The sequence below is a fragment of the Agromyces seonyuensis genome, from assembly GCF_009789225.1.
In the GTDB taxonomy this organism is placed as follows: domain Bacteria; phylum Actinomycetota; class Actinomycetes; order Actinomycetales; family Microbacteriaceae; genus Agromyces; species Agromyces seonyuensis.
Genome location: NZ_WSTA01000001.1, coordinates 62,079 through 83,732, shown reverse-complemented (window position 1 = coordinate 83,732; position 21,654 = coordinate 62,079). Strand labels below are relative to the sequence as shown.

Genomic DNA, 21,654 nt, shown 5'->3' with positions numbered 1-21,654 from the left:
TCGTCGTCGCCGGGGTCAGCCCCGCGAGTGCGAGATGGCCGCCAGGAGGCCGTTCACGAAGCTCGACGAGTCCTCGGTCGAGAGCTCCGTGGCCTGATCGACCGCTTCGGAGATCGCGACCGCGTCGGGCACGTTCGGGTTGTGCAGGATCTCCCACGCGCCGACGCGGAGGATCGCACGGTCGACGGCGGGCATGCGCTCGAGCGTCCAGCCACGGGCGTGCGTCTGGATGAGCTCGTCGATCTCGACGCGGTGGTCGACGATGCCGTCGACGATCTCGCGCGCGTAGAGCCACGACGCCTGACGCTCGGGCTCGTTCGCCGCGCGCTCGGCCTCCGCGAGGAGGAGCTGTTCGACGGGGACCTGGCGGACGTCGGCTGCGTAGAGCAGGTCGATCGCGCGCTTGCGGGCCTTGGTGCGGGCGCTCACTAGTCGTTCACACGGCCGAGGTAGTCGCCCGAACGGGTGTCGACCTTGACCTTCGTGCCGGTCTCGAGGAAGAGCGGCACCTGGATCTCGTAGCCGGTCTCGACGGTGGCGGCCTTGGTGCCACCGGTCGAACGGTCGCCCTGGAGGCCCGGCTCGGTGTAGGTGATCTCGAGCACCACGGACGCGGGCAGCTCGACGTAGAGCGGGTTGCCGTTGTTCAGGGCGATCGTGACCGACTGGTTCTCGAGCATGAAGTTCGCGGCGTCGCCCACGACGACGTCGGGGACCGTGATCTGGTCGTAGTCCGACTGGTCCATGAACACGAAGCCGGAGCCGTCGTTGTAGAGGTAGGTGAAGTCGCGGCGGTCGACGTTCTCGATGTCGATCTTCGCGCCCGCGTTGTAGGTGCGGTCGACGACCTTGCCGGTGACGACGTTCTTGAGCTTGGTGCGCACGAAGGCACCGCCCTTGCCCGGCTTGACGTGCTGGAACTCGATGACGCTCCAGAGCTGTCCGTCGATGTTGAGGACGATGCCGTTCTTGATGTCAGCGGTCGAAGCCATGGAGTGATCCGTTCGTGGGGTTCAGTTGCAGGAAGATGCTCGGGCGGAAAAAACGCCCCGTCAAGCCTAGTCCGGCGCGCCGTCCCGTTGCCACTCGCGGGGCTGGCGATCCGCCGGGAATCCCGCGCCCGGCACGGATGCCGATCACCGGTCCCGTCGTCGTTCCAACTCACAGCCCGTTTTCAGGTTCGCGGGACCAAACCGGCCCCCTGAGGGGTTTCATCCTGTGACGCCGGAACGACCGGCGCATGGACGCCGCAGCCGGCGGCGCACCGAAGGGGGTCCACACCAGATGCCACGCGAGTACCGCAAGACCGACGACGCCATCGCCCGCCTCACGCCGAACCAGTTCGCCGTGACGCAGGAGGCCGGCACGGAGCCGGCCTTCCGCAACGCCTACTGGAACCTCCACGACGACGGCATCTACGTCGACGTGGTCTCCGGACAGCCGCTCTTCAGCTCCGCCGACAAGTACGACAGCCGATCCGGCTGGCCGAGCTTCACCCGACCCATCCAGTCGGACGCCGTCACCGAGCACGTCGACCGCACCCTCTGGATGAAGCGCGTCGAGGTGCGCTCGAGCGGAGCCGACAGCCACCTCGGCCACGTGTTCGACGACGGACCCGCCGACCAGGGCGGGCTGCGATACTGCATGAACTCCGCCGCCCTGCGGTTCGTGCCGGCCGAGGAGCTGACCGAGCAGGGCTACGGCGAGTACGCCGACCGTTTCGGAGCCGCCGGCTCCGAGGCATCCATTCAGACGAACGCGCCGGCCGAGACCGGCGACGAGGAGGACGCATCATGACGAGCGGACCCGCCGACACCGGCGCCGTCACGCACCGCGACGGCACCGCGACCGCGGTGCTCGCGGGCGGCTGTTTCTGGGGCATGGAGGACCTCGTCCGGAAGCTCCCCGGCGTGCTGGGCACGCGCGTGGGCTACACGGGCGGCTCCAACGACCACGCCACCTACCGCAACCACCCCGGCCACGCCGAGGCCCTCGAGATCGTCTACGACCCGGCGAAGACGGACTACCGGAGCCTCCTGGAGTTCTTCTTCCAGATCCACGACCCGTCGACCCTGAACCGCCAGGGCAACGACGTCGGCACGAGCTACCGCTCGGCGATCTTCCCGCAGGACCCGGAGCAGGAGCAGATCGCCCGCGACACCATCGCCGACGTGGATGCCTCCGGCCTCTGGCCGGGGCCGGCCGTGACGACGATCGAGCCCGCCGCCCCCTTCTGGGAGGCCGAGCCCGAGCACCAGGACTACCTGGAGCGCATCCCCTGGGGCTACACGTGCCACTTCGTGCGCCCCGGTTGGAAGCTGCCCCGTCGCGAGAGCGCCGAGGCCTGAGTCCAGGAACGAACGCCGACGAACGAAGGACGGCCGTCCCGCACGTGCGGGGCGGCCGTTCCGCGTGCCGGGGGCTCAGCCGCCCGCGCCGACGCACGTCACGACCGCGGCGGGCCCGGTCGCACTGCGTTCCGTGATCGATTCGCCGTCGACGAGGATGCGGCAGGTGATCGACGTCGCGTCGTTCGACGCCTGCGCGACGAGGGAGACGAATCGAGCGTCGGCATCGGCGACGACCTCGTAGGTGCGCTCGAACGGCGGGATGACGTCGTGCTCGGTCTCCTGACCGAACGACGCGCCCGCGAGCGTCGCATAGGCGACCGTGCGGATCGTCGACCCGTCGGTCTCGACCTCGTAGACGACCACGGTCGCGCCGGCCCGAGGCACCCCCGGCTCGCTCGGCACGGGCTCCAACGGCGCGACGGTCGCGGACTCGATGATCCGTCCGATCACGCTCGCCGTGCCGACGATCGTCACGATCGAGATGACGACGACGACGAGCACCGCGAGGATGCCGACGACGAGACCCGCGATCGACGTGCCGCGCGGCCGATTGCGCACCGCGAGCCCGCCGACGGCCAGCCCGACCGCCACGAGCCCGAGCACCCAGGCTCCGAAGCTCGCGAACGGGATGACCGCCAGGACGAGCGCCGCGATGCCCACGATGAGCGCGGCGAGCCCGAGGCCGTTGCCCGGTCGGTCCGCCGGCCCCCCGCCGGTGCTCGAGGGCGGGAACCCGCCGACGCCGCTCCGCCCTGGAGGCTGCGCTCCGCTCATCCCGCGCTCCTCTCCGATACCGGAAGTCTCCCGTCGCCGCGACCGCGCGGCAACCGGGTCCGATCCTCAGTCCACGTGGGCGTCGAGCCAGGCGAGCAACGACGGGATGGCGGCATAGGCGATCTCCCCGTGGTCGACGTCGGGGATGCGCCGGCTCGTCACCTCCAGGCCGAGCGAGCGCTCGTGCTCCACGAACTCGGCGGTCGCCGTGGGCGGCACGAGTTCGTCGGCGAGTCCCTGCGCGACGAACAGCGGCGCGTCGAAGCCGACCGATCCGGCCGAGTTCTCCTCGAGCAGGCTCGCCCACGGTTCGAGCGTCGTCGGATCGGCGGCGAGGAAACCGCCGACGAGCGGTCTCGCGATCGCGTGCAGGGCGTCGAGATCGGTCAGCAGGCAGGGCTGTTGGAGCTCCGGCAGGGCCGCCCGTGCCGCCGGCGTGAGGATGTCCGCCAGGTCGGCGCCCCGGTCGGCATAGGCGTCGGCATACGCGCCGAAGGCGTAGGAACCGATCGTGACGCCCGACACATCGTCGGTGTGGGCGAGGAAGAGGGCATCGAGGTCGGCGGCGGGCGCGGCGACGGCGACGCCCAGGAGTTCGAGCTCGGGCGCGTACGACGCGGCGCGCTCCGCCGCGAAGAGCACGGCCTGACCGCCCTGGGAGTGCCCCCAGAGGATGACGCGGTCGCTCGCCTGGGCGGCGTCGATCGTGGTGGCGGCGCGTGCGGCATCGAGCACGTTGGCGCCCTCCGTCGTACCGATCAGATACGAGTCGGGTCCGTCGGTCCCCATGCCGGCGTAGTCGGTCGCGACGACCGCGTACCCGCGGTCGAGCAGGGGGCGCAGGCCCTCGATGCCGATCGTGGAGTCCGCGGCCCTCGAGGGCGCGCAATGCTCGGCGACGCCGGTGGTGGGATGCCCCCACGAGACGACCGTGCGCCCGCCCGGAGGCGCCGGCCCGAGCGGTACGACGAGGATGCCCGTCACGACGACGGTCTCCCCCGCGTGATCGGTCGAGCGGTACATGAGCCGCCACGCGCGGCTCGCCGCGGGCACCCCGTGCAGCTCCTGCGACTTGACGAGAGAGCCCGGCTCGCCGTCCGCCGCGCCGGCGTGCTGCTCGGCGAACGCGGCGGCCGTCGGCGCATCGAGGACGTCGCCCACGACCCGGGTCGCCTCGACGGCCACGACGCCGCCCAGCAGCGCGAGCGCGGCGGCGGTCACTCCGACCGTCCAGCGGAACGCTCTCCCCGACCCCATCCGCCCAGTGTGGCCGAAACGGCGCGCGGCGCGCCCGCGCGCTTCCGGACACGGGCGAGCGGATGAGCGCTCCGGCGACACGCACCCCGTCGATGGATGCCGTGCACGCCCACGGCTCAGGCGCTCGCGCACTCCAGCGCCGTGATCGCGGCGAGCGGCGCGGACTGCGGCGCGATGCTGAGCACGACTTCAACCGGCACCCCGGCCGCCCATCCCGTCTGCGAGCCGGTCGACCGGGCGACGGGCTCGCCGCCCTCGGTCGCGTACAGCGCGAACTCGATCTGCACGAGCGCGCAGTCCTCGGCCGGCGTGACCGTCCAGGCCCAGCAGTCGTCGCCGATGCCGCAGCTCGCCGAGGTGCCGAGGAAGTCGATCTGCGCGGGGATGCCCGTACCGGGAGCGACGCCGGGAAGGGTCTCGGAGTCGAAGCGGGCTCCGCCCCCGATCAGTCCGCCGTCACCGGCACCGACGGCCGTCGGGCCCCACGGCGGCGCCGGGAGCCGGGGCAGGTCGGGGAGGAACGCCGCCGCGACCGTCCAGAGGCTGAGCCCGAAGCCGAGCACGCCGAGGACTCCCCCGAGCACCGAGGCGACCGAACTCCGTCCGCGCCGGGCACGGCTCGCGCGGTTCGCGCCGATCGCGAGTCCGAGCGCGAACAGGCCGACTGTGGAGAGCAGCCAGCCGCCGCCGGACGCCGCGAAGGGCAGCACGCAGGCGACCAGGCCGAGCACCACCGCGCCCGCCGCCGGCCAACCCCAGCGGCCGGCCCGGACGGGCGGCGGCGCGAACGCCGTACGGGATGCTGCGCCCTTCGGGGCCTCGTCCCAGTAGCCGTCGGGCGACCAGTCCCTCGGTCCGTTTCCGCCCAGGCTCACGCGCACTCCTCCGTCGATGACGGAGGCATCCTCCCGGCGGGCGAGTGCTGCGGGCAAGGCCCTGGTTCGGGGGGATTGACGCAGCTCTCCGGCATCCGGCCGCCGCGGGCCCGTTCAGCCGGCGCGGGCGGCCAGTTCCTCGGCGGCGGGGACCGGAACGGCCGCAGCCGTGCGTGCGGGCGTGAGCTTCCAGTTCGCGATGCCGGCACCGACGACGATCGCGGCAGCGACGGCGGGCATCCAGAGGGCGACGCCCGTGCCGACTGACTCGGCCAGCTCGCCCGTGATCGCGGAGGCGAGCGACTGGCCGACGATGATCGCCGAGCCGAGGATGGTCATGACCGTCGCGGAGCGGCCGATCGGCGCCCGCTCGCCGCCGAATGCGTACTGCGTGACGAGGGTCGGGCCGACGCCGATGCCGATGATCGCGAGCGCCGCGACCATGCCGCCGACGCTGCCGACGAACGGGAGGGCGAGCGTGCCGACGAGCATGAGGGAGGCGAACGCGATCCAGCGGGCCCGACGCGTGAAGCCCGCCGGCATGAGGGCGACGCCGAGGGCGAAGGCAGCCGAGCCGATGCCCATGACGCCGTAGACGAGTCCCGCCTGCTCCCCCGCGCCGCGGTCGCCCATGAACGCGGTGAGCGAGGTCAGCGTCGCCCCGAAGAAGAGCCCGACGCCGAAGATACCGACGACGGTCGCGACGAGGTCGGGGCGCAGCAGCTCGCGCTTCGGGCCGACCGGGCGATCGCCGGCCGAGCCGAGCAGGCGGGCCGCGCCGGTCGGGTGCAGGGCGAACGCGGTGACGAAGACGAGCTCCAGGATGCCCGCACCCACGACGGGCGCCCACGGCGCGATGCCGGCGGCGAGGATGCCGACGAGGAACGGCCCGAAGACGAAGACCGTCTCGTCGGCGGCCGACTCGTACGCCATGGTGCGCTCGTAGGTGCGCTCGCGACGGCCGGGCGCGACGCGCGCGCCGATGATGCCGACGAGGCGCGCACGCGACATGGGGGCGACCTGCGGCGCAGTGGCACCGATCACGAAGGCGAGGGCGAGCACCGCGGCGTCGGGGGCGCTGCTGTAGACGACCCAGGCGAACGCGCCGAGCACGAGGCCGTTGAGGATGCCCGTGAGCGCGACGACCGTGCGCTGGCCGAAGCGGTCGGCGGCCGCGCCGATGAGCGGGCCGACGCAGGCGGCGCCGAGGCCGACCATCGCGGAGTTGAGGCCCCCGAGACCGACGGAGCCGCGGGCGGCGACGACGAGCGTCAGCACGCCGACGACCATCATCGCGTAGGGCAGACGCGCGATGAACGCGGTCGGGAAGTAGGAGACGCCGGTGTGGCGGATGAGCGGCGCGTCGGCGTTCGTCATGGCGGTGACCTCGAGCGGTAGCGGTGCCGCCATAGTCAGCCGTCCGGGCTGCCGGTAGATGCACGTCGGAAATCGGGCTCGCGAAACAAGCCCGAAACAATGGTAGCGCCGTTCCGGCCGAAGGCGGCTGAGTATCCGCCGGGCGTGTCAGGCGGCCAGCACGCCGTCGAAGAGCAGCACGGGCATCCCGAGCGGCCCCCGGCCCGTGACCGTGTGCCGCCGCACGTCCAGCCCGGCGAAGCCCGCTTCCGCGAGCGCCGACGCGGGGTCGCGGTTCCAATGGCAGCCGTGCTGGAAGTGCGCGGTGAACGGGGTCACCGTGTGCTGGACGAACCGCTTGAGCGTGCGGGGCGGAGCGATGACGTGGTCGACGAAGACGACGCGACCGCCGGGCACGAGCACGCGCCGCACCTCGACGAGGGCCGCGGGCAGGTCGTCGACCGAGCAGAGCACCCAGGTGGCGAGCACGGCGTCGACGCTCTCGTCCGGCAGCGGCAGCTCCTCGGCGCGGGCGGCGAACGGTGCCGGCCGGCCGTGGGCGTCGGCCGCCGCGGCGAGGCGGTCGCGCCGCTCGTCGTCGGGTTCGATGCCCGCCCAGATCACGCCCGCCGACAGCAGGTCGAGATTCTCCCCCTCGCCGGCGCCGAGCTCCAGGACACGCCCATGGAGCCGCCCGACGTAGTCGGCCCGGAGTTCCGCGAGCCGATCGTCGTCGATCCTCTCCCCCGCATCCATCACGGAGGGATGATGCCCCCGCGCGCCGCCGACGGCAACGGGCGCGTGACGCTCGGGCGGGACTGCTCGAACTTGTTCTAGTTGTACTAGAATTAGCGAGTGCTCATTCGAATCGACCCGACCGGCGACGCGCCGATCTTCGCGCAGGTCGCCGCCTCGGTGCGGGCCGACGCCGCCGCCGGGCGCCTCCGGCCCGGCGATCGGCTCCCGTCCGCACGCGATGTCGCCGCCTCGCTCGGCGTCAACGTCCACACCGTGCTGCACGCCTACCAGGACCTCCGCGACCACGGCCTCATCGAGCTGCGCCGCGGCCGCGGCGCCGTCGTGACGGAGGCGGCGCTCCCGCTCGCGACGCTGCGTCGCGACATCCTCGCCCTGACGGCCAAGGCCCGCACTGCCGGACTCTCCCCCGCCGCCCTCGCCGCCCTCGTCAAGGAGCTCGCCGCCGAGACTCCCGAAGCCGGCAGCGACGCCCCGACCCCCGACCGGAAGGACCGCGCCGATGACGCGAACTGACCCGACCCAGAACGCCGACCACGCCGTCGGCCGCTTCGTCCTCGTCGCCCTCGGCATCCCCGCCGCGATCACGATCGTCGCGCTCGCCGTGCAGTTCGCGATCCTGCCGCAGCTGCCGGATCCCGTCGCGACGCACTGGGGTGCGGACGGCGTCGACGGCTACGGCCCGGTCTGGGTGCCGCTGCTGCTGACCGCGGTCGTCGGGTTCGGGCTGCCGGCGCTCATCGCCCTCGCCTGCCTGCCCGGCCTGCGCCGCGGCGACCGCGGACCGACCTATCGGTTCATGGGCGCCAACGCCGCATCCCTCTCCATGCTGCTCGGCGCGACGACGACCATCGGGCTCCTGCTCCAGCGCGGGCTGGACGATGCCGCCGACACCCCCGGCATCGGGCCGTGGATGCTCCTCGCCTTCGCGCTCGCGATCCTGATCGGCGTGCTGGCCTGGTTCCTCCAGCCCCGGCAGGAGCACCCGGTCGCCGCGCCGTCCACGGACACGGGCCCCCTGCCGCTCGCGCCCGCCGAGCGCGCCGTCTGGATCCGCAGCGTCTCGATCGCCCGCGGGGCCTCGATCGTCCTCGGCGCCGTCGTGCTCCTGCTCGTCGTGCTCACGGCGGTCACGTGGGTCGTCGCCGATGCCGCCGTCGGCTGGCTCCTCGCGGGCATCAGCGCGTTCCTGCTCGCGCTCATCGCGACGTCCCTCGTCTTCCGGGTGAGCGTCGACGAGCACGGCCTGTCGGTCGTCTCAGTCGCGGGGGTGCCGCGGTTCCAGGTGCCGCTCGCCGAAGTGGAGGCGGTGCGGGTCGTGCCGGTGAACCCGATGGGCGAATTCGGCGGCTGGGGACTGCGGTGGGCGCCGGGCAGGTTCGGCGTCGTGCTGCGCACCGGTCCCGCGATCGAGGTTGACCGGGCGAACGGCAGGCAGTTCGTCGTGACCGTCGACGACGCCGAGACCGGCGCCCGGCTCCTCCAGGCGCTCGCCGACCGCGCGGCGACGGCGGACGGCGGCGACGGACCGATGGAGCACCGCCATGGCCGCTGAGACCCGCACCGCCGGGGCTGCGGACGTCCTCCGCGCCGACGGCCTCGCCAAGCGATACGGCGACCGCGACGCCGTCGCCGACCTCACCCTCGCCGTCGGCACCGGCCGCGCGTTCGGGCTGCTCGGCCCCAACGGCGCCGGCAAGACCACCTCCGTGCGCCTGCTCACCGGACTGCTGCCCGCCAGCGCCGGACGCGTCGAGCTGTTCGGCGAGACGCTCGGCCCGGGCAACGCGAGCCGCCTCCGCGCCCGCGTCGGGGTGCAGACCGACACGGAACTCTACGCGACCCTCAGCGCCCGGGAGAACCTGCGCATCTGGGGCGACCTCTTCGACGTCGACCGCCGCCGACTCCCAGGCCGCATCGACGAGGTGCTCGAGATGCTCGGCCTTGCGAGCCGCGCCGACTCCCTCGTGGGCGAGTTCAGCAAGGGCATGCGGCAGAAGCTCGCCGTCGCCCGCGCCGTGCTGCACGAGCCCGAGCTGCTCTTCCTCGACGAGCCGACCGCTGACCTCGACCCGGAGGCGGCCGCGGACCTCGTCGACTACCTGCGGTCGCTGATCCGCGCGGGCGGCACCACCGTCGTGCTCTGCACGCACCAGCTCCACGGCCTCGAGGCGCTCTGCGACGACCTCGGCATCCTCGTCGACGGCCGCCTCGTCGCGACCGGCCCCGTCGACGACCTGCTCGCCGCGCGCTGGCCGACCCCCGGGTTCCGACTCGAGGTCGGCGGCGACCCCGCCGCCGCGGCACGCACCATCGCGGCAGCGGGCGGCGCTCCCGTCCTCGAGTCAGACGGCGCCCTCACGGTCGCCCTCCCGACCGAGGACCGCGTCCCGGCGCTCGTCGCCGCGCTCGTGGCCGCGGGGGTGCCCGTGCACGCCGTCGTGCCGCTGCGCCCCACCATCACCGACTACTACTTCGCGACCGTCGACGACGCAGCCGCCCGACGCGAGGAGGCCCGCGCATGAGCACCCGACGACGAGTCCTCGCCCTCGCGCGCAAGGACTGGCACGAACTCGCCCGCAACCCGCAGGCCATCGCCCCGCTCATCGTCGTGCCGCTACTGCTCGTCGTGCTGCTGCCGGCAGGCGTCATCCTCTTCGGCGCGAACCCGGCGCTCACGTCGACGGTGACGGGCCTGCAGTCCTTCCTCGACCACCTGCCGGAGGGCATGCTGCCCGCCGGCCTCGATCCGTCGCAGACGATCGTCTACGCCGTCGTCGTCTACTTCCTCGCCCCGCTGTTCCTCGTCATCCCCGTGATGGTCGCGAGCGTGACGGCCGCCTCGAGCTTCGTCGGCGAGAAGGAGCGGCGCACCGTCGAGGGGCTGCTCTACACGCCGCTGACCGACCGCGAACTCGTGTTCGGCAAGGTGCTCGCGGCCATGCTGCCGGCCGTCGGCATCGCGTGGGCGTCGTTCCTGGTCTACGCCGTGCTCGTCAACGTGCTCGGCGGTCCGCTCCTCGGCGGGATCTTCTTCCCGACCTGGACGTGGGCGATCATCGTCGTGCTCCTCGTGCCCCTCGTCGCGTTCCTCGCGACGGCCCTCATCGTCATGGTCTCAGGGCGCGCGACGACGATGCAGGGCGCGCAGGGCATCGCCGTGCTCGTCGTGCTGCCGGTCGTCGCGATCGTCGTCGGTCAGGCCACGGGCCTGCTGCTCTTCGACGTCGGGATCGCGCTCGCCGCGGCGGCGGTGCTCGCGCTCCTCGATCTCGCGGTGTTCGGCTTCGTCGTGCGCTCGGTGAGCCGGGAGCGGATCGTCACGCGTCTCTGAGCGGTGCCGGTCAGCCGTGCGTCGCGTACGGGCGTCGGGCGCGCTCGGCGTACGCGTCGAGGGCGTTCAGGATGCCCGTGTGCTGCCACACCCGATTGCGCCGGTAGCCCGTGCGCTCCTCGAGCACGCCGCGCTCGGCGAGCAGGTCGAGGGCGCGCTGGGCGCTCGCGTCGCCGATGCCGAGCTCGCGCTTGACGTACTTGGCGTTGACGACGGGCTGCCCGACGAGCTTCGGCAGGAGCCGGCGCGCGAGGGCGTGCGAGCGCACCCCGGCGAGCTTCTGCTCGTCCTCCTCGACGATGAGCGCGAGCGTCTCGACGAGTTCCCGGCCGGTGACGGCGGCGAAGCGGGATGCCGCGGCGAAGCGCCGCACGATCGGTTCGGCGTCGCCGGCGCGGAATGCGGTGAGCGCATCGAAGTAGGCGTCGATCTCGGCGAGCAGGCCCGCGGAGAGCGGCACGGTCGTGTGCGAGGAGAGCTCCTTGCCGCGCAGCATCGCCTGCACGAACGCGCGACCGGTGCGGCCGTTGCCGTCGACGAACGGGTGCACGGTCTCGAACTGCGCGTGCGCGACCGCGATCTGCACGAGCGGCGGCAGGTCGTCGCGCGCGGCGAAGGCGAACAGGTCGGCGAGCGCCCCGGGCACGCGCTCGGGCTGCGGTCCGACGAAGTCGGCGGTGCGCGGTCCGCCGCGCCCGATCCACACGACGACCTCGCGCAGCCGCCCCGCGTACTGCTCGTAGCCGCGCTGCCGTCGCAGCAGCTCGCGGTGCATGGCGAGCACCGAGTCGAGGTCGAGCCGGTTCGAGAGCTCGATCGCCGCTTCCATCGCCCGCACGTTGCCCGTCACGGTGAGCGCGTTGGCGCCGCTGCCCTCGTCGAGTTCCGCGAGGGCGAGCTGGCGGGCGCTGACCGTCAGGTGCTCGATCTGCGAGCTCGAGGCGCTCTCGGTGCGCAGGAGGATCGAGGACATCGGCCCGACCGCGGGATCCTCGGCCCCGAGGGTGCGCAGCGCGTACGTGTCGAAGTCGGCGAGGGCGCGGGTGGCGTCGTCGACGTCGGCGCTGAGTTCGCCCGTCCACACGGGCTCCCAGTCGACGAGCACCGCCGGGACGGTCGACTCGTACGGGCCGGTCTCGCGGCGGCGCTGGGTCTTGGAGAGCATGCCGCCGTCGCTCGGCACCCAGACGGCCGTCTCGGTCGTGACGGCCGGGATGGGCAGTCCGGCCGATTCCGGAGCGGGAACTGCGATCATGACCGCAGTATACTTTCACTTTCAGTGAAAACGGAAGTATGGATGCCGGTGGCTCCCGGATCCCGCTCCGGTGCGGATCGGCATCCGGAACCCCGCGTTCAGCGACCGCGACGCCCCTGCGTGATGCGCGTCTCGAGCGCCCACGTGAGCGAGGGAGAGAACCGGCGCATCGCGTAGAGCGCCCGACCGCCCGGCACGACCACCGTTCGGCCGCGCTCGAGCGCGCGGTCGATGTCGTCGAGCACCCGGTCGACGCTCAGCATGAGCGGCGACGACTCCCGGTCGGCGAGGTCGGTGATGAGCTTCGCCGCGCCGGTCGCCTGCGCGAGCAGCGGGGTCTTGACGGCGTTCGGCGCGGCCAGCAGCACGCGGATGCCGTTCGGCCGCTCCTCGGCGGCGAGCGTCTCGACGTAGGTGTTCACAGCCGCCTTGCTCGCCGAGTACGCCGCGAACCCGTGGGTCGGCAGGTAGCCCGTGAGGGAGCCGAGCACGACGATGCGACCGGCGCCGCGCTCGCGCATCCCCGGCAGCACGGCCTTGGTGACGTTGACCATGCCGCCGTAGTTGACGTCCATGACGTCGTGGAAGCGCTCGGCGGGCGAATCCGCGATGCGGCCGCCCGGCATGATGCCGGCGCAGTGGAAGAGCAGTTCGACGGGGCCGAACGCCTGCTCGGCGGTCGCGACGAGCTGCGCCGCATGGGCGGGCTCGCGCACGTCGCCGGCGAGCGGCACGACGCCGGGGTCGCCCGCGAACCTCGTCTCGACGGCGAGGTCGCGGTCGGCCGCGACGACGCGCACGCCGGCCGCACGCAGGCGCACCACCTGGCGGGCGCCGATCCCCGACGCGGCGCCGGTGACGACGGCGGTCTCGACGGCCGAGCGCCGCACGGACTCGGTCGCGCGGCTCATCGGGCCGACTCCCGCCGCAGCACGAACAGGAACGGCTGGTCGAGGCCGCGCAGATCCATGGCGCCGACGAGGGTGTCGACGTCGACCCGCCGGAACGCATCGACGATCGGCAGGGCGTCGTAGAGCATCGCGCCGCTCGCACGGCCTCGGTACTCGACGAGCCGGGCGCGCGCCCCGGGCTTCCGCGTGCGGAGCACCGGCTTCAGCCAGCGGAAGACCCGGGCCACGGTCGGGTGATGGGCGAAGCGCGGGAACCGGATCGCGATGCCGAGCGGGATGCGGGCGGGGTCGACCGAATACGTGCGGCCTCGGGCGTCCGCGAAGACGAGCGGGTGGACCTCGTCGGCGGACTCGAAGCGCTTGCCGTGCCAGCCGTAGGCCTCGAGCAGCCCGTCGAACGGGTTGCCGGTCGGCAGCCCGGAGCCCTTCCAGGAGCCCAGCAGGTCGCCGACGGCGACGGCGGGCAGCTCGTCGTAGAACGCGAGGGCCGCGAGCACCGAGGTGCCGCGCTCGAGCTCGACGAGGCGATCGCGGCGTTCGCGCGCGGCCTCGACGGCGTTCGGGTTCCGGCCGGTACTGGTCATCGGGTCCTCTCGTCCTCCCCCGCGGCGATTCTCCGGCACGGCGGCGGCCCTGTCGAGGCGCGCGGCCGGACTCAGCCGATCGGCTCTGCTGCGGCCCGCGCTCCCCCGCCCGACACTGCGCCCGTCGCCCCGGCGAGGCCGCCGCGCTCGACGGCGAGCAGCGCGAGCAGCCGGTCTCGCGTGCCGCGGCCGTGGGCGACGACGAGGTCGCGGGCGCGTGCGGCATCGCGGGCGGCGACGGCCTCGGCGATCGCGAGGTGCTCGGCCTGGGCGCCGGCACGCGATTCGGGGGTCGCCGCCTCGAGCCGTCGCGTGCGGGAGAGCCGGGTCAGCGTCTCCCCGAGTCCGACGATGAGGAACGGGTTGCCGGCCGCCCGTGCGAGCGCGAGGTGGAAGTCGCCGCCCTCCCGCAGCCCCGCGTCGGGATCGCTCGCCTCGTGCCCGGCGAGCTCACGCAGGGCCTGGAGCTGCTCGTCGGAGGCCCGTTCGGCGGCGAGGGCGACGACGGCGACCTCGATCGCCTCCCGGTACTCCATGACCGCACCGAGCTCATCGAGGTCGATGGGGGCGATCCGCCAGCCGCGCGGCTCGCGTCGCACGAGCCCCTCGGTCTCGAGCCGGTGCAGCGCGGCCCGCACCGGGGTGCGCGAGGCGCCCGCGACGACCTCGAGCCCGCGCTCGCTCACGGCGGCCCCGGGCGCGAGGCCGAAGTCGAGGATCGCGGCGCGAAGACGCGCATAGGCGCCGGACTCCTGCGTCTGCGACGGTGCGACGGCGTCGGACATAGGGCCTCCCGGGTGGTATACCAGTACGGTACCCCATTTCGACCGAACGGACGGGACCATGACGACGACCACGCCGGCGCACGCGCCGAACGCCGTCCGCACGCCGGCGAAAGCGTGGCGGATGCTCGCGCTCGCCGTCGCCGGACAGGCCGTCGCGACCTTCCTCGTCTCCACGCCCGCGTTCCTCATCCCCCAGCTCCACCTCGAGCAGGGCGTGCCGCTCGGACTCGCCGGTCTGCTCTCGGCCGCGCCGACCGTCGGCATGGTCGCCACGCTCGTACTCTGGGGCGCCCTCGCTGACCGGCGCGGCGAACGGTCGGTGATCGCGGGCGGTCTCGCCCTCACCGCGGTGTTCGCCGCCGCGACCGCGCTCGCCGCCGACGTCTTCGGACTCCTCGTCGCGATGCTCGTGCTCGGCGGCGCCGCCTCGGCCGCGACGAACTCCGCGAGCGGCCGCGTCGTGATCGGCTGGTTCCCGCGGGAGCGCCGGGGCCTCGCGATGGGCATCCGGCAGATGTGCCAGCCGCTCGGCGTGGCGCTCGCCGCGGCCGTGGTGCCCTCCCTCGCCGAGTTGCACGGCATCGCCGCGCCGTTCTGGCTCGCAGCCGCACTCACGGGCATCCTCGCGATCGCGTGCTTCCTCGGCATCCGGAACCCGCCCCGCCCGCCGGCCCGGCCGCTCGCCGACACCGTGACGGGTGCGGTGCGGGACGCCCGCGCCGCGAACCCCTATCGGGGCCAGTGGTTCCTCCAGCGCATCCACGCCGTGTCGGTGCTGCTCGTCGTGCCCCAGTTCGCGCTCTCGACGTTCGGCCTCGTGTGGCTCATCACCGACCTCGGCTACAGCGCGGGCGCGGCGGGCGCCGTCGTGGCGGTCTCGCAGCTCGTGGGCGCGTTCGGCCGCATCGGCATCGGGGCGCTGAGCGACCGCGTCGGCAGCCGGGTGCGGGTGCTGCGCCTCGTCGCCGTCGCCGTGGTCGGGCTGCTGCTCGCCACCGCGCTCGTCGGGGAGCTGCACTGGGCCGTCGCCGGCGCGATCGTCTTCGTCATCGCGACGACCGCGTCCGTCGCCGACAACGGCCTCGCGTTCACCTCGGTCGCCGAGGCCGCCGGTCACGCGTGGTCGGGCAAGGCGCTCGGCATCCAGAACACCGGCCAGTTCGTCGCCGCCTCGGCAGTCGGGCCGCTCGTCGGCGTGCTGATCACCGCCGTCGGCTACCCGCTGGCGTTCGCCCTGCTGGCCATCGCACCTGCGGCCGCGCTCCCCCTCGTGCCGGGGCACGACGAGCACCGGGACTGACGCCCGATCGTCGATGGGCCGAGCCGGCCGGGGTCAGCGTCGACGGCGCCCGCCCGAGTCGCCCGCGTCTGCCTCGGCCTCGACGTCGGCATCCGGCTTCGGCCGCTCGACCGCGACGCGCCGCACCCGGAGGCGGTCGGCCTCGATGACGTCGAGGACCCATCCGCCGATCTCGACGCGGTCGCCGACGCGCGCGAGGCGGCCGAGCCGATCGACGATGAAGCCCGCCACGGTCTCGTACGGCCCCTCGGGCAGCGCCATCCCGGTGACGGACTCGAACTCCTGCAGGATCAGTCCGCCGTCGACCTCGAAGCGTCCGCCGAGCTGCGCGGTCGCGTCCTCGGGGTCGAAGCCGACGTCGTACTCGTCGTAGATCTCCCCGACGAGCTCCTCGAGCAGGTCCTCGAGGGTGACGATCCCGTCGGTGCCGCCGAACTCGTCGAGCACGAGGGCGATCTGGTGGCCTTCGACGCGCATGAGCGCGAGGGAGGCGAGCACGCGGTTCGAGGCGGGCAGCATGAGGATCGGCCGGGTGACCGTGCGCACGGCGGTGCCGGGCGACTCGAGGTGGGCGCGCGTGAGGTCGCGCACGTGGACGAACCCGATGACGTCGTCCATGGACTCCCCCATGACCGGGAACCGCGAGTAGTGGCGCTGCAGGCACTCCAGGAGGGCGGCGTCCACGGTCTCGTCGGCGGCGACGAAGTCGACGTCGGGGCGCGGGCGCATGACCTCGCCGAGGCGGCGGTCGTCGGCCTCGAGCACATCGGCGAGGATCGTGCGCTCCTCCTCCTGGATGGTCGGCGTCGAGACGATGAGGGCGCGGATCTCGTCGGCCGTGACCTGGTCGCCGCCCTCCCCCGGCCGCTGGCCGAACAGGCGGAGCACCCCGTCGGTCGAGACCGAGAGCAACCAGATCACCGGGCGCATGACGACCGAGAACCAGCGCAGCGGCGGCGCGAGCGTCTTGGTGAATCTGACCGAGTTGAGCATCGCGAGGCGCTTGGGCACGAGTTCGCCGAAGACGAGCGAGAGGTAGGCGATGACGAAGGTGAGGATGATGAGGGCGACGGCCTCCGAGGTGCCCGTCGGCCAGCCCCACCCCTCGAACACCGGCGAGAGGCGCGGTGCGATCGTCGAGGCCCCGTAGGCCGAGGAGAGGAACCCGGCGACGGTCACGCCGACCTGCACGCTCGAGAGGAACACGTTCGGGTTGCGCACGAGCGCCCCGATGCGCGCGCCCGACGGCCCGGACTCCTCGATCTGGCTGATCTGCGTCTCCCGGAGGGACACGATCGCCATCTCGGTCGCCGCGAACACGCCGCCGATCAGCACGAACAGCACGATGAGCGCGAGGTTCAGCCAGAGTTCGCCGTCCATGCTCGGATGCTAGCGAGGCCGCGTCGCCGTCGGCCTCCGGCGGGCGGGGTTCAGGCGAGAGAGTCGGGCGGCAGGGCGTCGAAGTCGGCGGCGAGCCCGAGGTCGGCGACGAGGACGCGTCCGGCGAGACTGCGACCGGGCTCGCGGAGGAATCCGGCCTTCATCGCGAGCATCGTGACCGTGACGTCGGCCGGGAGCACGGCGGAACGGCCGTCCTCGCCACGCCCGACCGTGCCGGTGTCGGCGTCGAGCCCGCTCGGCAGGTCGACGGCGACGACGAGGGGGCGCTCGCTCGCGGGCGACGCGTCGAGCGCGCCGGCGACCGCGAGCACGACCGCACGAGTGCGGCCCCGCAGCGGCCCGGATGCCCCGAGCCCGACGAGCCCGTCGACGACGAGGTCGGCGGACGCGGCGCGCTCCGCGGCGTCGGAGGCCGCCTCCGCATCGTCGTCGACGCCGATCCCCGCGACGTCGACGCCCGCGGCGAGCGCGGCGGCGAGTCCGCCCTCGTGGATGCGCGGGGACGTGCGCAGGAGTTCGACGCGGGCGCCGTCCGCGGCGAGCGCGGCGCCGGCGTAGAGGGCGTCGCCGCCGTTGTCGCCGCCGCCGGCGAGGAGCAGGATGCGCCGATCGGCCGGTCTCCCGTCGAGGAGGGCGCGCAGTTCGTCGGCGAGCGCGGCGGCGGCGCGTTGCATGAGGGGTTCGCCGGCATCCAGGTGGGCGCGTTCGATCGCGCGGATCGCGGCGCTCGTGTATCCCCGGGGCATGGGCCCATCCTGCTCCCCCGCGCTCGCGGGCGGGACCGGGCGCGGGGTCAGTGTTCGGGGACGAGTTCGACGGGTGCGGGGAACGGCAGTCGGTAGCGGTCGGGGTCGGCGCCGACGGCGGAGGCGGCGCCGTACTCGTCGGCGACGACGGTGATGCCCTGCATGCTCGCCTCGCCGATGCGGACGGGCCGTACGGCGCCGTCGGGCAGCGCGAGGAGGTAGCGCTCGGCGAGGTAGCCGATGCCGAGTCCGTCGAGGAGGGTTTCGGCCTCGAGCCAGTCGACGGGGGCGTCGGTACGGGTGCGGCCGAGGAGGTCGACGACGTGGAAGCCTTCGCCGGCGGGGACGATCCAGCCGAGCAGTTCCCGGTCGGTGCGTCGGTGTTCGATCCAGTCCTCGTGCGACATCCGGGTGACGCTACCCGAGGGGAAGGCTCCGGGCAACGCGGGTCCGGCCGACGGCGGGCAGGATGGGTGCATGCACCTCTCGCAGCGCGCCGCCGACGTCGAACCCTTCCACGCGATGGATATCGGCCGGCGCGCCTCCGAGTTGGAGGCGGCGGGGCATCCGGTGGCGAAGCTGAGCCTCGGCGAGCCGGACTTCGGAGCGCCGCCGGCGGTGCGGGCGGCGATGCGGGAGGTCATGGACGGGCGGCCGCTGCCGTACACGCCGGCGATGGGGCTGCCCGCGCTGCGTGCGGCGATCGCGGGGTTCACGCGGGACCGCCACGGCGTGGAGGTGGATCCCTCGCGCGTGCTCGTGACGAACGGGGCGTCGTCGGCGCTGCTGCTCGCGCTCGCGGCGACGGTCGACGTGGGCGACGACGTGCTGCTCGCCGATCCCGCGTACCCGTGCAATCGGCAGCTCGTGGCGACGTTCGGCGGCCGGGTGGTGGACGTGCCGACGAGTGCGCACGGGCGCTACCAGCCCGAGGTCGAGGCGGTGCAGCGGGCGTGGACGGACCGCACGAACGCGGTGATGCTCGCGTCTCCGGCGAATCCGACGGGCACGGGCATCCCGCTCGCCGAGCTCGCCGCGATCTGCGGGCTCGCCCGGGATCGGGGCGCGTGGCGCATCGTGGACGAGATCTACCTGGAGCTCGCCGATCCGCGGCCGGACGGGGTGAGCGCGCCGTCGGTGCTGACGGTGGATCCGGAGGCGATCGTCATCTCGAGCTTCTCGAAGTATTTCGGGATGACGGGGTGGCGGCTCGGGTGGATGATCCTGCCGGAGTCGCTCGTCGTGCCGGTGGAGCGTCTCGCGATGAACTACTTCCTGTGCGCGTCGACGCCGGCGCAGCACGCGGCGCTCGCCGCGTTCACGCCGGAGTCCCTGGCGGTCTGCGAGGAGCGGCGTCTCGAACTGCTGGCACGGCGCGGGATCGCGCTCGACGGGCTCGCGGAGTTCGGCCTGCCGGTGCCGGCGTCCCCCGACGGCGCGTTCTACGTCTACTTCGACGTCTCGGGCACGGGGCTGGACTCGTGGACGTTCTGCGAGCGCGCCCTCGAGGAGGCGCGGGTGGCCCTCACCCCCGGGCGCGACTTCGGGCAGGGCACGGCCGACACGCACGTCCGGCTCTCCTATGCGGCGTCCCGGGACGAGCTGCGCGAGGGGCTGCACCGCCTGGGCGCATTCGTCGGGTCGCTCAGGCGCTGAGCGCTTCGGCGGGACTCCGCCAGGGCGCGGGGAACGCCGATGCACAGCCCATGTTCGGCGAGGGCTGCTAGGTTGTCCCGCATGGAGATCGAGGTCGACAGGATCTAGCCGCCGGACTGCCGGCGGCCGCCCACCCGCGCAGGGCTCTCCTGCGCCGTGGATGTCCGTCCCCCGATCAGCCTCACCGCCTCCGCCGTTCCCGGCGTCGAGGCATCCGGAGGCGCTCGATCCGGCACGTCCGCGCACTGCGCACCGATCCGCTCCCCGTCCGGGCAGCGCGGTGCTCCTCCCGCACGTTCCGACGAAAGACCGATGCCCCATGTCACCGCGTTCCGCGATCACCCTCCACGACCTGACCTTCGAGTGGCCCGACGGCGCCCTCGCCCTCGACGGCCTGAACGGCACGTTCGGCGCCGGTCGCACGGGCCTCATCGGCCGCAACGGCGCCGGCAAGTCGACCCTCCTGAAACTCATCGCCGGGCGCCTCGCGCCGACGTCCGGCCGCATCGACACGACGGGCGACGTCGGCTACCTCCCGCAGACGCTCACGCTCACGCGGGAGACGACGATCGCCGGGCTGCTCGGCATCGAGGCGATCCTCGCGGCGATCCGGGCCGTCGAGTCGGGCGACGTCGACGCGGCGCACTTCGACACGATCGGCGACGAGTGGGACGTCGAGTCGCGCGCCGACGAGGCCCTGCACCGCCTCGGCTTCTCGGCGGCGGACCTCGACCGGCGCGTGGCCGAGGTCTCCGGCGGGGAGGCGATGCTCATCGCCATCACGGGGCTGCGGCTCGGCCGCACGCCCATCACCCTCCTCGACGAGCCGACGAACAACCTCGACCGGCCGACGCGCGCCAAGCTCGCCGAGTTCGTCGACGACTGGCCGGGGGCGCTCGTCGTCGTCAGCCACGACCTCGACCTGCTCGAACGGATGGACGAGACGGCCGAGCTCTACCGCGGCGGCCTCGAGACGTTCGGCGGCCCCTACAGCGCCTGGGCGGCGCACCAGGAGCAGGAGCAGGCCGCCGCCGCCCAGGCCGCGCGCTCCGCGCAGCAGACCCTGAAGGCCGAGAAGCGGCAGCGCATCGAGGCGGAGACGAAGCTCGCCCGACGCGAGCGCACCGCCAAGCAGGCGCAGCGGGACGGCGGCATCCCGAAGATCTTCGCCGGCAACCTCGCGAACAAGGCGCAGGGGTCGGCGGCGTCGCTGCGCGCCACGCTCGACGATCGCGTGTCCGCGGCGCAGTCCGCCGTGGACGCCGCCGACGCCCGGCTCCGCGACGACGAGCGCATCAGCCTCGTGCTGCCCGACCCGGGCGTGCCGCGGAGCCGTCGCATCGCCGAGTTCGAGGACGACGGCAGCACGATCGTCGTGCAGGGCCCCGAGCGGGTCGCCCTGGTCGGGCCGAACGGCGCCGGCAAGTCGACGTTCATCGAGGGCCTGCTGGCGGGCGCCCCGCCGGTACCGGGACGTCCGCACGGCCGGCTCCTCGTGGAGCACGTCGGGTACCTGCCCCAGCGCCTGGACGGCCTCGACGACACGGCGAGCGCGATCGCCAACGTGCAGTCGGCCGCACCGGGGATGACGCCGGGCGATATCCGGAACCGGCTGGCGCGGCTGCTGCTGCGCGGCGACACGGCCGACCGGCCCGTCGGCTCGCTCTCGGGCGGCGAACGGTTCCGGGTGGTGCTCGCGCGGCTGCTGCTGGCGACCCCGCCGGCGCAGCTGCTCGTCCTCGACGAGCCGACGAACAACCTCGATCTCTCGAGCGTCGACCAGCTCGCGCAGGCGCTGGACGCCTACCGGGGCGCACTCCTCGTCGTCAGCCACGACGAGCGCTTCCTCGCGCGGCTCGGCATCGACACCGTCATCGAACTGGATGCCGGCGGGCGGATGCGCGAGGGACGGCCCCTGCGGGAGTGAGCCCGCGGCGCCTGGGCCCGTGCCGTCGCCGGTGCGGGCTCAGGCGCGCAGGACCTTCGCCATGGCCTTGCCGCGGGCGAGCTCGTCGACGAGCTTGTCGAGGTAGCGGATCTGCTGCATGAGGGGGTCCTCGATCTCCTCGACGCGGATGCCGCAGATCACCCCGGTGATGAGGCCCGCGTTGGGGTTGAGCTCGGCCTCGGCGAAGAACGCCTCCAGGGTCGTGCCGTCCTGAATGAGGCGGCGGAGGTCGTCCTCGTCGAACCCGGTGAGCCACTCGATGACCTCGTCGAGTTCCGCGGTCGTGCGGCCCTTGCGCTCGAGCTTCGCCTCGTAGAGCGGGTAGAGGTTCGCGAAGGGCAGTGCGAAGATCCGGTGGGCCATGG

At 73.4% G+C, this 21,654-nt stretch carries 24 protein-coding genes; 9 read left to right on the top strand and 15 right to left on the bottom strand.

Translation table 11 applies throughout. The features are described 5' to 3' along the window. Positions 1 to 15 precede the first annotated feature (15 nt). Together nusB and efp are read right to left on the bottom strand one after the other, a co-directional pair. Positions 16 to 429, bottom strand: coding sequence for a transcription antitermination factor NusB (nusB, locus tag GB864_RS00375; RefSeq protein ID WP_160422291.1), 414 nt, complete (start codon positions 427 to 429; stop codon positions 16 to 18). Beyond that, positions 429 to 992: an elongation factor P gene (efp, locus tag GB864_RS00370; RefSeq protein WP_160422290.1), complete on the bottom strand. Its 564-nt coding sequence runs from the start codon at positions 990 to 992 to the stop codon at positions 429 to 431. Before efp ends, nusB begins: the two co-directional genes overlap by 1 nt. A 292-nt stretch (positions 993 to 1,284) precedes the next feature. Here efp and msrB point away from each other — a divergent pair, with 292 nt between their 5' ends. Further along, positions 1,285 to 1,797, top strand: a complete 513-nt coding sequence (gene msrB, locus GB864_RS00365) for a peptide-methionine (R)-S-oxide reductase MsrB (protein WP_160422289.1) — start codon at positions 1,285 to 1,287, stop codon at positions 1,795 to 1,797. Next, positions 1,794 to 2,348: a peptide-methionine (S)-S-oxide reductase MsrA gene (gene msrA / locus GB864_RS00360; protein WP_160422288.1), complete on the top strand. Its 555-nt coding sequence runs from the start codon at positions 1,794 to 1,796 to the stop codon at positions 2,346 to 2,348. Before msrB ends, msrA begins: the two co-directional genes overlap by 4 nt. 75 nt (positions 2,349 to 2,423) lie before the next feature. On the opposite strand, the gene GB864_RS00355 is transcribed toward msrA, so the two are convergent. From GB864_RS00355 to GB864_RS00335, 5 genes are all read right to left on the bottom strand, one after another. Then, the gene (locus GB864_RS00355; protein WP_160422287.1) at positions 2,424 to 3,125 is read right to left on the bottom strand and encodes an MmpS family transport accessory protein; all 702 of its coding nucleotides are present in this window, start codon (positions 3,123 to 3,125) and stop codon (positions 2,424 to 2,426) included. A 66-nt stretch (positions 3,126 to 3,191) separates the two neighbouring features. Further along, complete coding sequence (locus tag GB864_RS00350; protein ID WP_160422286.1) at positions 3,192 to 4,382, bottom strand: alpha/beta fold hydrolase; 1,191 nt, start codon at positions 4,380 to 4,382, stop codon at positions 3,192 to 3,194. 116 nt (positions 4,383 to 4,498) lie between these two features. Continuing rightward, entirely contained in the window at positions 4,499 to 5,257 is a 759-nt protein-coding gene (locus tag GB864_RS00345; protein WP_160422285.1) for a hypothetical protein, read from the bottom strand. A 114-nt stretch (positions 5,258 to 5,371) separates the two neighbouring features. After that, positions 5,372 to 6,667 (bottom strand): MFS transporter, encoded by a 1,296-nt coding sequence (locus GB864_RS00340; RefSeq protein ID WP_236778778.1) that lies wholly within the window; start codon positions 6,665 to 6,667, stop codon positions 5,372 to 5,374. 114 nt (positions 6,668 to 6,781) lie between these two features. Next, the gene (locus GB864_RS00335; protein WP_160422284.1) at positions 6,782 to 7,369 is read right to left on the bottom strand and encodes a class I SAM-dependent methyltransferase; all 588 of its coding nucleotides are present in this window, start codon (positions 7,367 to 7,369) and stop codon (positions 6,782 to 6,784) included. Between the two features lie 99 nt (positions 7,370 to 7,468). Between GB864_RS00335 and GB864_RS00330 the strand changes: the two genes are divergently transcribed. Genes GB864_RS00330 through GB864_RS00315 form a run of 4 tightly spaced genes read left to right on the top strand, consistent with a single transcriptional unit; the run spans position 7,469 to position 10,703 of the window. Next, positions 7,469 to 7,885: a GntR family transcriptional regulator gene (locus tag GB864_RS00330; RefSeq protein WP_160422283.1), complete on the top strand. Its 417-nt coding sequence runs from the start codon at positions 7,469 to 7,471 to the stop codon at positions 7,883 to 7,885. Next, entirely contained in the window at positions 7,872 to 8,924 is a 1,053-nt protein-coding gene (locus tag GB864_RS00325; RefSeq protein WP_160422282.1) for a DUF1648 domain-containing protein, read from the top strand. Before GB864_RS00330 ends, GB864_RS00325 begins: the two co-directional genes overlap by 14 nt. After that, positions 8,914 to 9,894, top strand: a complete 981-nt coding sequence (locus GB864_RS00320) for an ABC transporter ATP-binding protein (RefSeq protein WP_160422281.1) — start codon at positions 8,914 to 8,916, stop codon at positions 9,892 to 9,894. The genes GB864_RS00325 and GB864_RS00320 overlap by 11 nt, the downstream gene beginning before the upstream one ends. Further along, a complete protein-coding gene (locus tag GB864_RS00315) occupies positions 9,891 to 10,703 on the top strand; it encodes an ABC transporter permease subunit (protein WP_160422280.1) in 813 nt (270 codons plus the stop codon). Before GB864_RS00320 ends, GB864_RS00315 begins: the two co-directional genes overlap by 4 nt. A 10-nt stretch (positions 10,704 to 10,713) precedes the next feature. Here the strand turns inward: GB864_RS00315 and GB864_RS00310 are convergent, their stop codons facing one another. The 4 genes from GB864_RS00310 to GB864_RS00295 form a co-directional block, all read right to left on the bottom strand. After that, positions 10,714 to 11,958: a Fic family protein gene (locus tag GB864_RS00310; protein ID WP_160422279.1), complete on the bottom strand. Its 1,245-nt coding sequence runs from the start codon at positions 11,956 to 11,958 to the stop codon at positions 10,714 to 10,716. Positions 11,959 to 12,056: 98 nt separating this feature from the next. Next, entirely contained in the window at positions 12,057 to 12,869 is an 813-nt protein-coding gene (locus GB864_RS00305) for an SDR family NAD(P)-dependent oxidoreductase (protein ID WP_160422278.1), read from the bottom strand. Continuing rightward, entirely contained in the window at positions 12,866 to 13,453 is a 588-nt protein-coding gene (locus GB864_RS00300; RefSeq protein WP_160422277.1) for a GXWXG domain-containing protein, read from the bottom strand. The genes GB864_RS00305 and GB864_RS00300 overlap by 4 nt, the downstream gene beginning before the upstream one ends. Positions 13,454 to 13,524: 71 nt before the next feature. Continuing rightward, on the bottom strand, positions 13,525 to 14,238 hold the full coding sequence (locus tag GB864_RS00295; protein WP_160422276.1) for a GntR family transcriptional regulator: 714 nt from the start codon (positions 14,236 to 14,238) through the stop codon (positions 13,525 to 13,527). A gap of 58 nt (positions 14,239 to 14,296) precedes the next feature. On the opposite strand from GB864_RS00295, the gene GB864_RS00290 reads away from it, so the two are divergent. Next, positions 14,297 to 15,538, top strand: coding sequence for an MFS transporter (locus tag GB864_RS00290; protein WP_202106873.1), 1,242 nt, complete (start codon positions 14,297 to 14,299; stop codon positions 15,536 to 15,538). Between the two features lie 33 nt (positions 15,539 to 15,571). Here the strand turns inward: GB864_RS00290 and GB864_RS00285 are convergent, their stop codons facing one another. The 3 genes from GB864_RS00285 to GB864_RS00275 are packed head-to-tail and all read right to left on the bottom strand — an operon-like array spanning position 15,572 to position 18,092. After that, positions 15,572 to 16,918 (bottom strand): hemolysin family protein, encoded by a 1,347-nt coding sequence (locus GB864_RS00285; RefSeq protein ID WP_160422275.1) that lies wholly within the window; start codon positions 16,916 to 16,918, stop codon positions 15,572 to 15,574. 50 nt (positions 16,919 to 16,968) lie between these two features. After that, complete coding sequence (locus GB864_RS00280; RefSeq protein WP_160422274.1) at positions 16,969 to 17,685, bottom strand: NAD(P)H-hydrate epimerase; 717 nt, start codon at positions 17,683 to 17,685, stop codon at positions 16,969 to 16,971. Between the two features lie 47 nt (positions 17,686 to 17,732). Beyond that, on the bottom strand, positions 17,733 to 18,092 hold the full coding sequence (locus tag GB864_RS00275; protein WP_160422273.1) for a hypothetical protein: 360 nt from the start codon (positions 18,090 to 18,092) through the stop codon (positions 17,733 to 17,735). A gap of 70 nt (positions 18,093 to 18,162) precedes the next feature. Here GB864_RS00275 and GB864_RS00270 point away from each other — a divergent pair, with 70 nt between their 5' ends. Further along, on the top strand, positions 18,163 to 19,341 hold the full coding sequence (locus tag GB864_RS00270; protein WP_160422272.1) for an aminotransferase class I/II-fold pyridoxal phosphate-dependent enzyme: 1,179 nt from the start codon (positions 18,163 to 18,165) through the stop codon (positions 19,339 to 19,341). Positions 19,342 to 19,660: 319 nt separating this feature from the next. Then, positions 19,661 to 21,268 carry an ABC-F family ATP-binding cassette domain-containing protein gene (locus tag GB864_RS00265; protein ID WP_160422271.1) on the top strand — a complete coding sequence of 536 codons (1,608 nt, stop codon included), beginning with the start codon at positions 19,661 to 19,663 and terminating at the stop codon, positions 21,266 to 21,268. Between the two features lie 39 nt (positions 21,269 to 21,307). Here the strand turns inward: GB864_RS00265 and GB864_RS00260 are convergent, their stop codons facing one another. Beyond that, entirely contained in the window at positions 21,308 to 21,652 is a 345-nt protein-coding gene (locus GB864_RS00260; protein ID WP_160422270.1) for a DUF2200 domain-containing protein, read from the bottom strand. Between the last annotated feature and the right edge of the window lie 2 nt (positions 21,653 to 21,654).

Coding starts and splice junctions, on each gene's coding strand:
- efp (WP_160422290.1), bottom strand. CDS start 992: ATGGCTTCGACCGCTGACATCAAGAACGGCATCGTCCTCAACATCGAC.
- msrB (WP_160422289.1), top strand. CDS start 1,285: ATGCCACGCGAGTACCGCAAGACCGACGACGCCATCGCCCGCCTCACG.
- msrA (WP_160422288.1), top strand. CDS start 1,794: ATGACGAGCGGACCCGCCGACACCGGCGCCGTCACGCACCGCGACGGC.
- GB864_RS00355 (WP_160422287.1), bottom strand. CDS start 3,125: ATGAGCGGAGCGCAGCCTCCAGGGCGGAGCGGCGTCGGCGGGTTCCCG.
- GB864_RS00350 (WP_160422286.1), bottom strand. CDS start 4,382: ATGGGGTCGGGGAGAGCGTTCCGCTGGACGGTCGGAGTGACCGCCGCC.
- GB864_RS00340 (WP_236778778.1), bottom strand. CDS start 6,667: ATGGCGGCACCGCTACCGCTCGAGGTCACCGCCATGACGAACGCCGAC.
- GB864_RS00335 (WP_160422284.1), bottom strand. CDS start 7,369: ATGGATGCGGGGGAGAGGATCGACGACGATCGGCTCGCGGAACTCCGG.
- GB864_RS00325 (WP_160422282.1), top strand. CDS start 7,872: ATGACGCGAACTGACCCGACCCAGAACGCCGACCACGCCGTCGGCCGC.
- GB864_RS00320 (WP_160422281.1), top strand. CDS start 8,914: ATGGCCGCTGAGACCCGCACCGCCGGGGCTGCGGACGTCCTCCGCGCC.
- GB864_RS00315 (WP_160422280.1), top strand. CDS start 9,891: ATGAGCACCCGACGACGAGTCCTCGCCCTCGCGCGCAAGGACTGGCAC.
- GB864_RS00310 (WP_160422279.1), bottom strand. CDS start 11,958: ATGATCGCAGTTCCCGCTCCGGAATCGGCCGGACTGCCCATCCCGGCC.
- GB864_RS00305 (WP_160422278.1), bottom strand. CDS start 12,869: ATGAGCCGCGCGACCGAGTCCGTGCGGCGCTCGGCCGTCGAGACCGCC.
- GB864_RS00300 (WP_160422277.1), bottom strand. CDS start 13,453: ATGACCAGTACCGGCCGGAACCCGAACGCCGTCGAGGCCGCGCGCGAA.
- GB864_RS00295 (WP_160422276.1), bottom strand. CDS start 14,238: ATGTCCGACGCCGTCGCACCGTCGCAGACGCAGGAGTCCGGCGCCTAT.
- GB864_RS00290 (WP_202106873.1), top strand. CDS start 14,297: ATGACGACGACCACGCCGGCGCACGCGCCGAACGCCGTCCGCACGCCG.
- GB864_RS00285 (WP_160422275.1), bottom strand. CDS start 16,918: ATGGACGGCGAACTCTGGCTGAACCTCGCGCTCATCGTGCTGTTCGTG.
- GB864_RS00280 (WP_160422274.1), bottom strand. CDS start 17,685: ATGCCCCGGGGATACACGAGCGCCGCGATCCGCGCGATCGAACGCGCC.
- GB864_RS00275 (WP_160422273.1), bottom strand. CDS start 18,092: ATGTCGCACGAGGACTGGATCGAACACCGACGCACCGACCGGGAACTG.
- GB864_RS00270 (WP_160422272.1), top strand. CDS start 18,163: ATGCACCTCTCGCAGCGCGCCGCCGACGTCGAACCCTTCCACGCGATG.
- GB864_RS00265 (WP_160422271.1), top strand. CDS start 19,661: ATGTCACCGCGTTCCGCGATCACCCTCCACGACCTGACCTTCGAGTGG.
- GB864_RS00260 (WP_160422270.1), bottom strand. CDS start 21,652: ATGGCCCACCGGATCTTCGCACTGCCCTTCGCGAACCTCTACCCGCTC.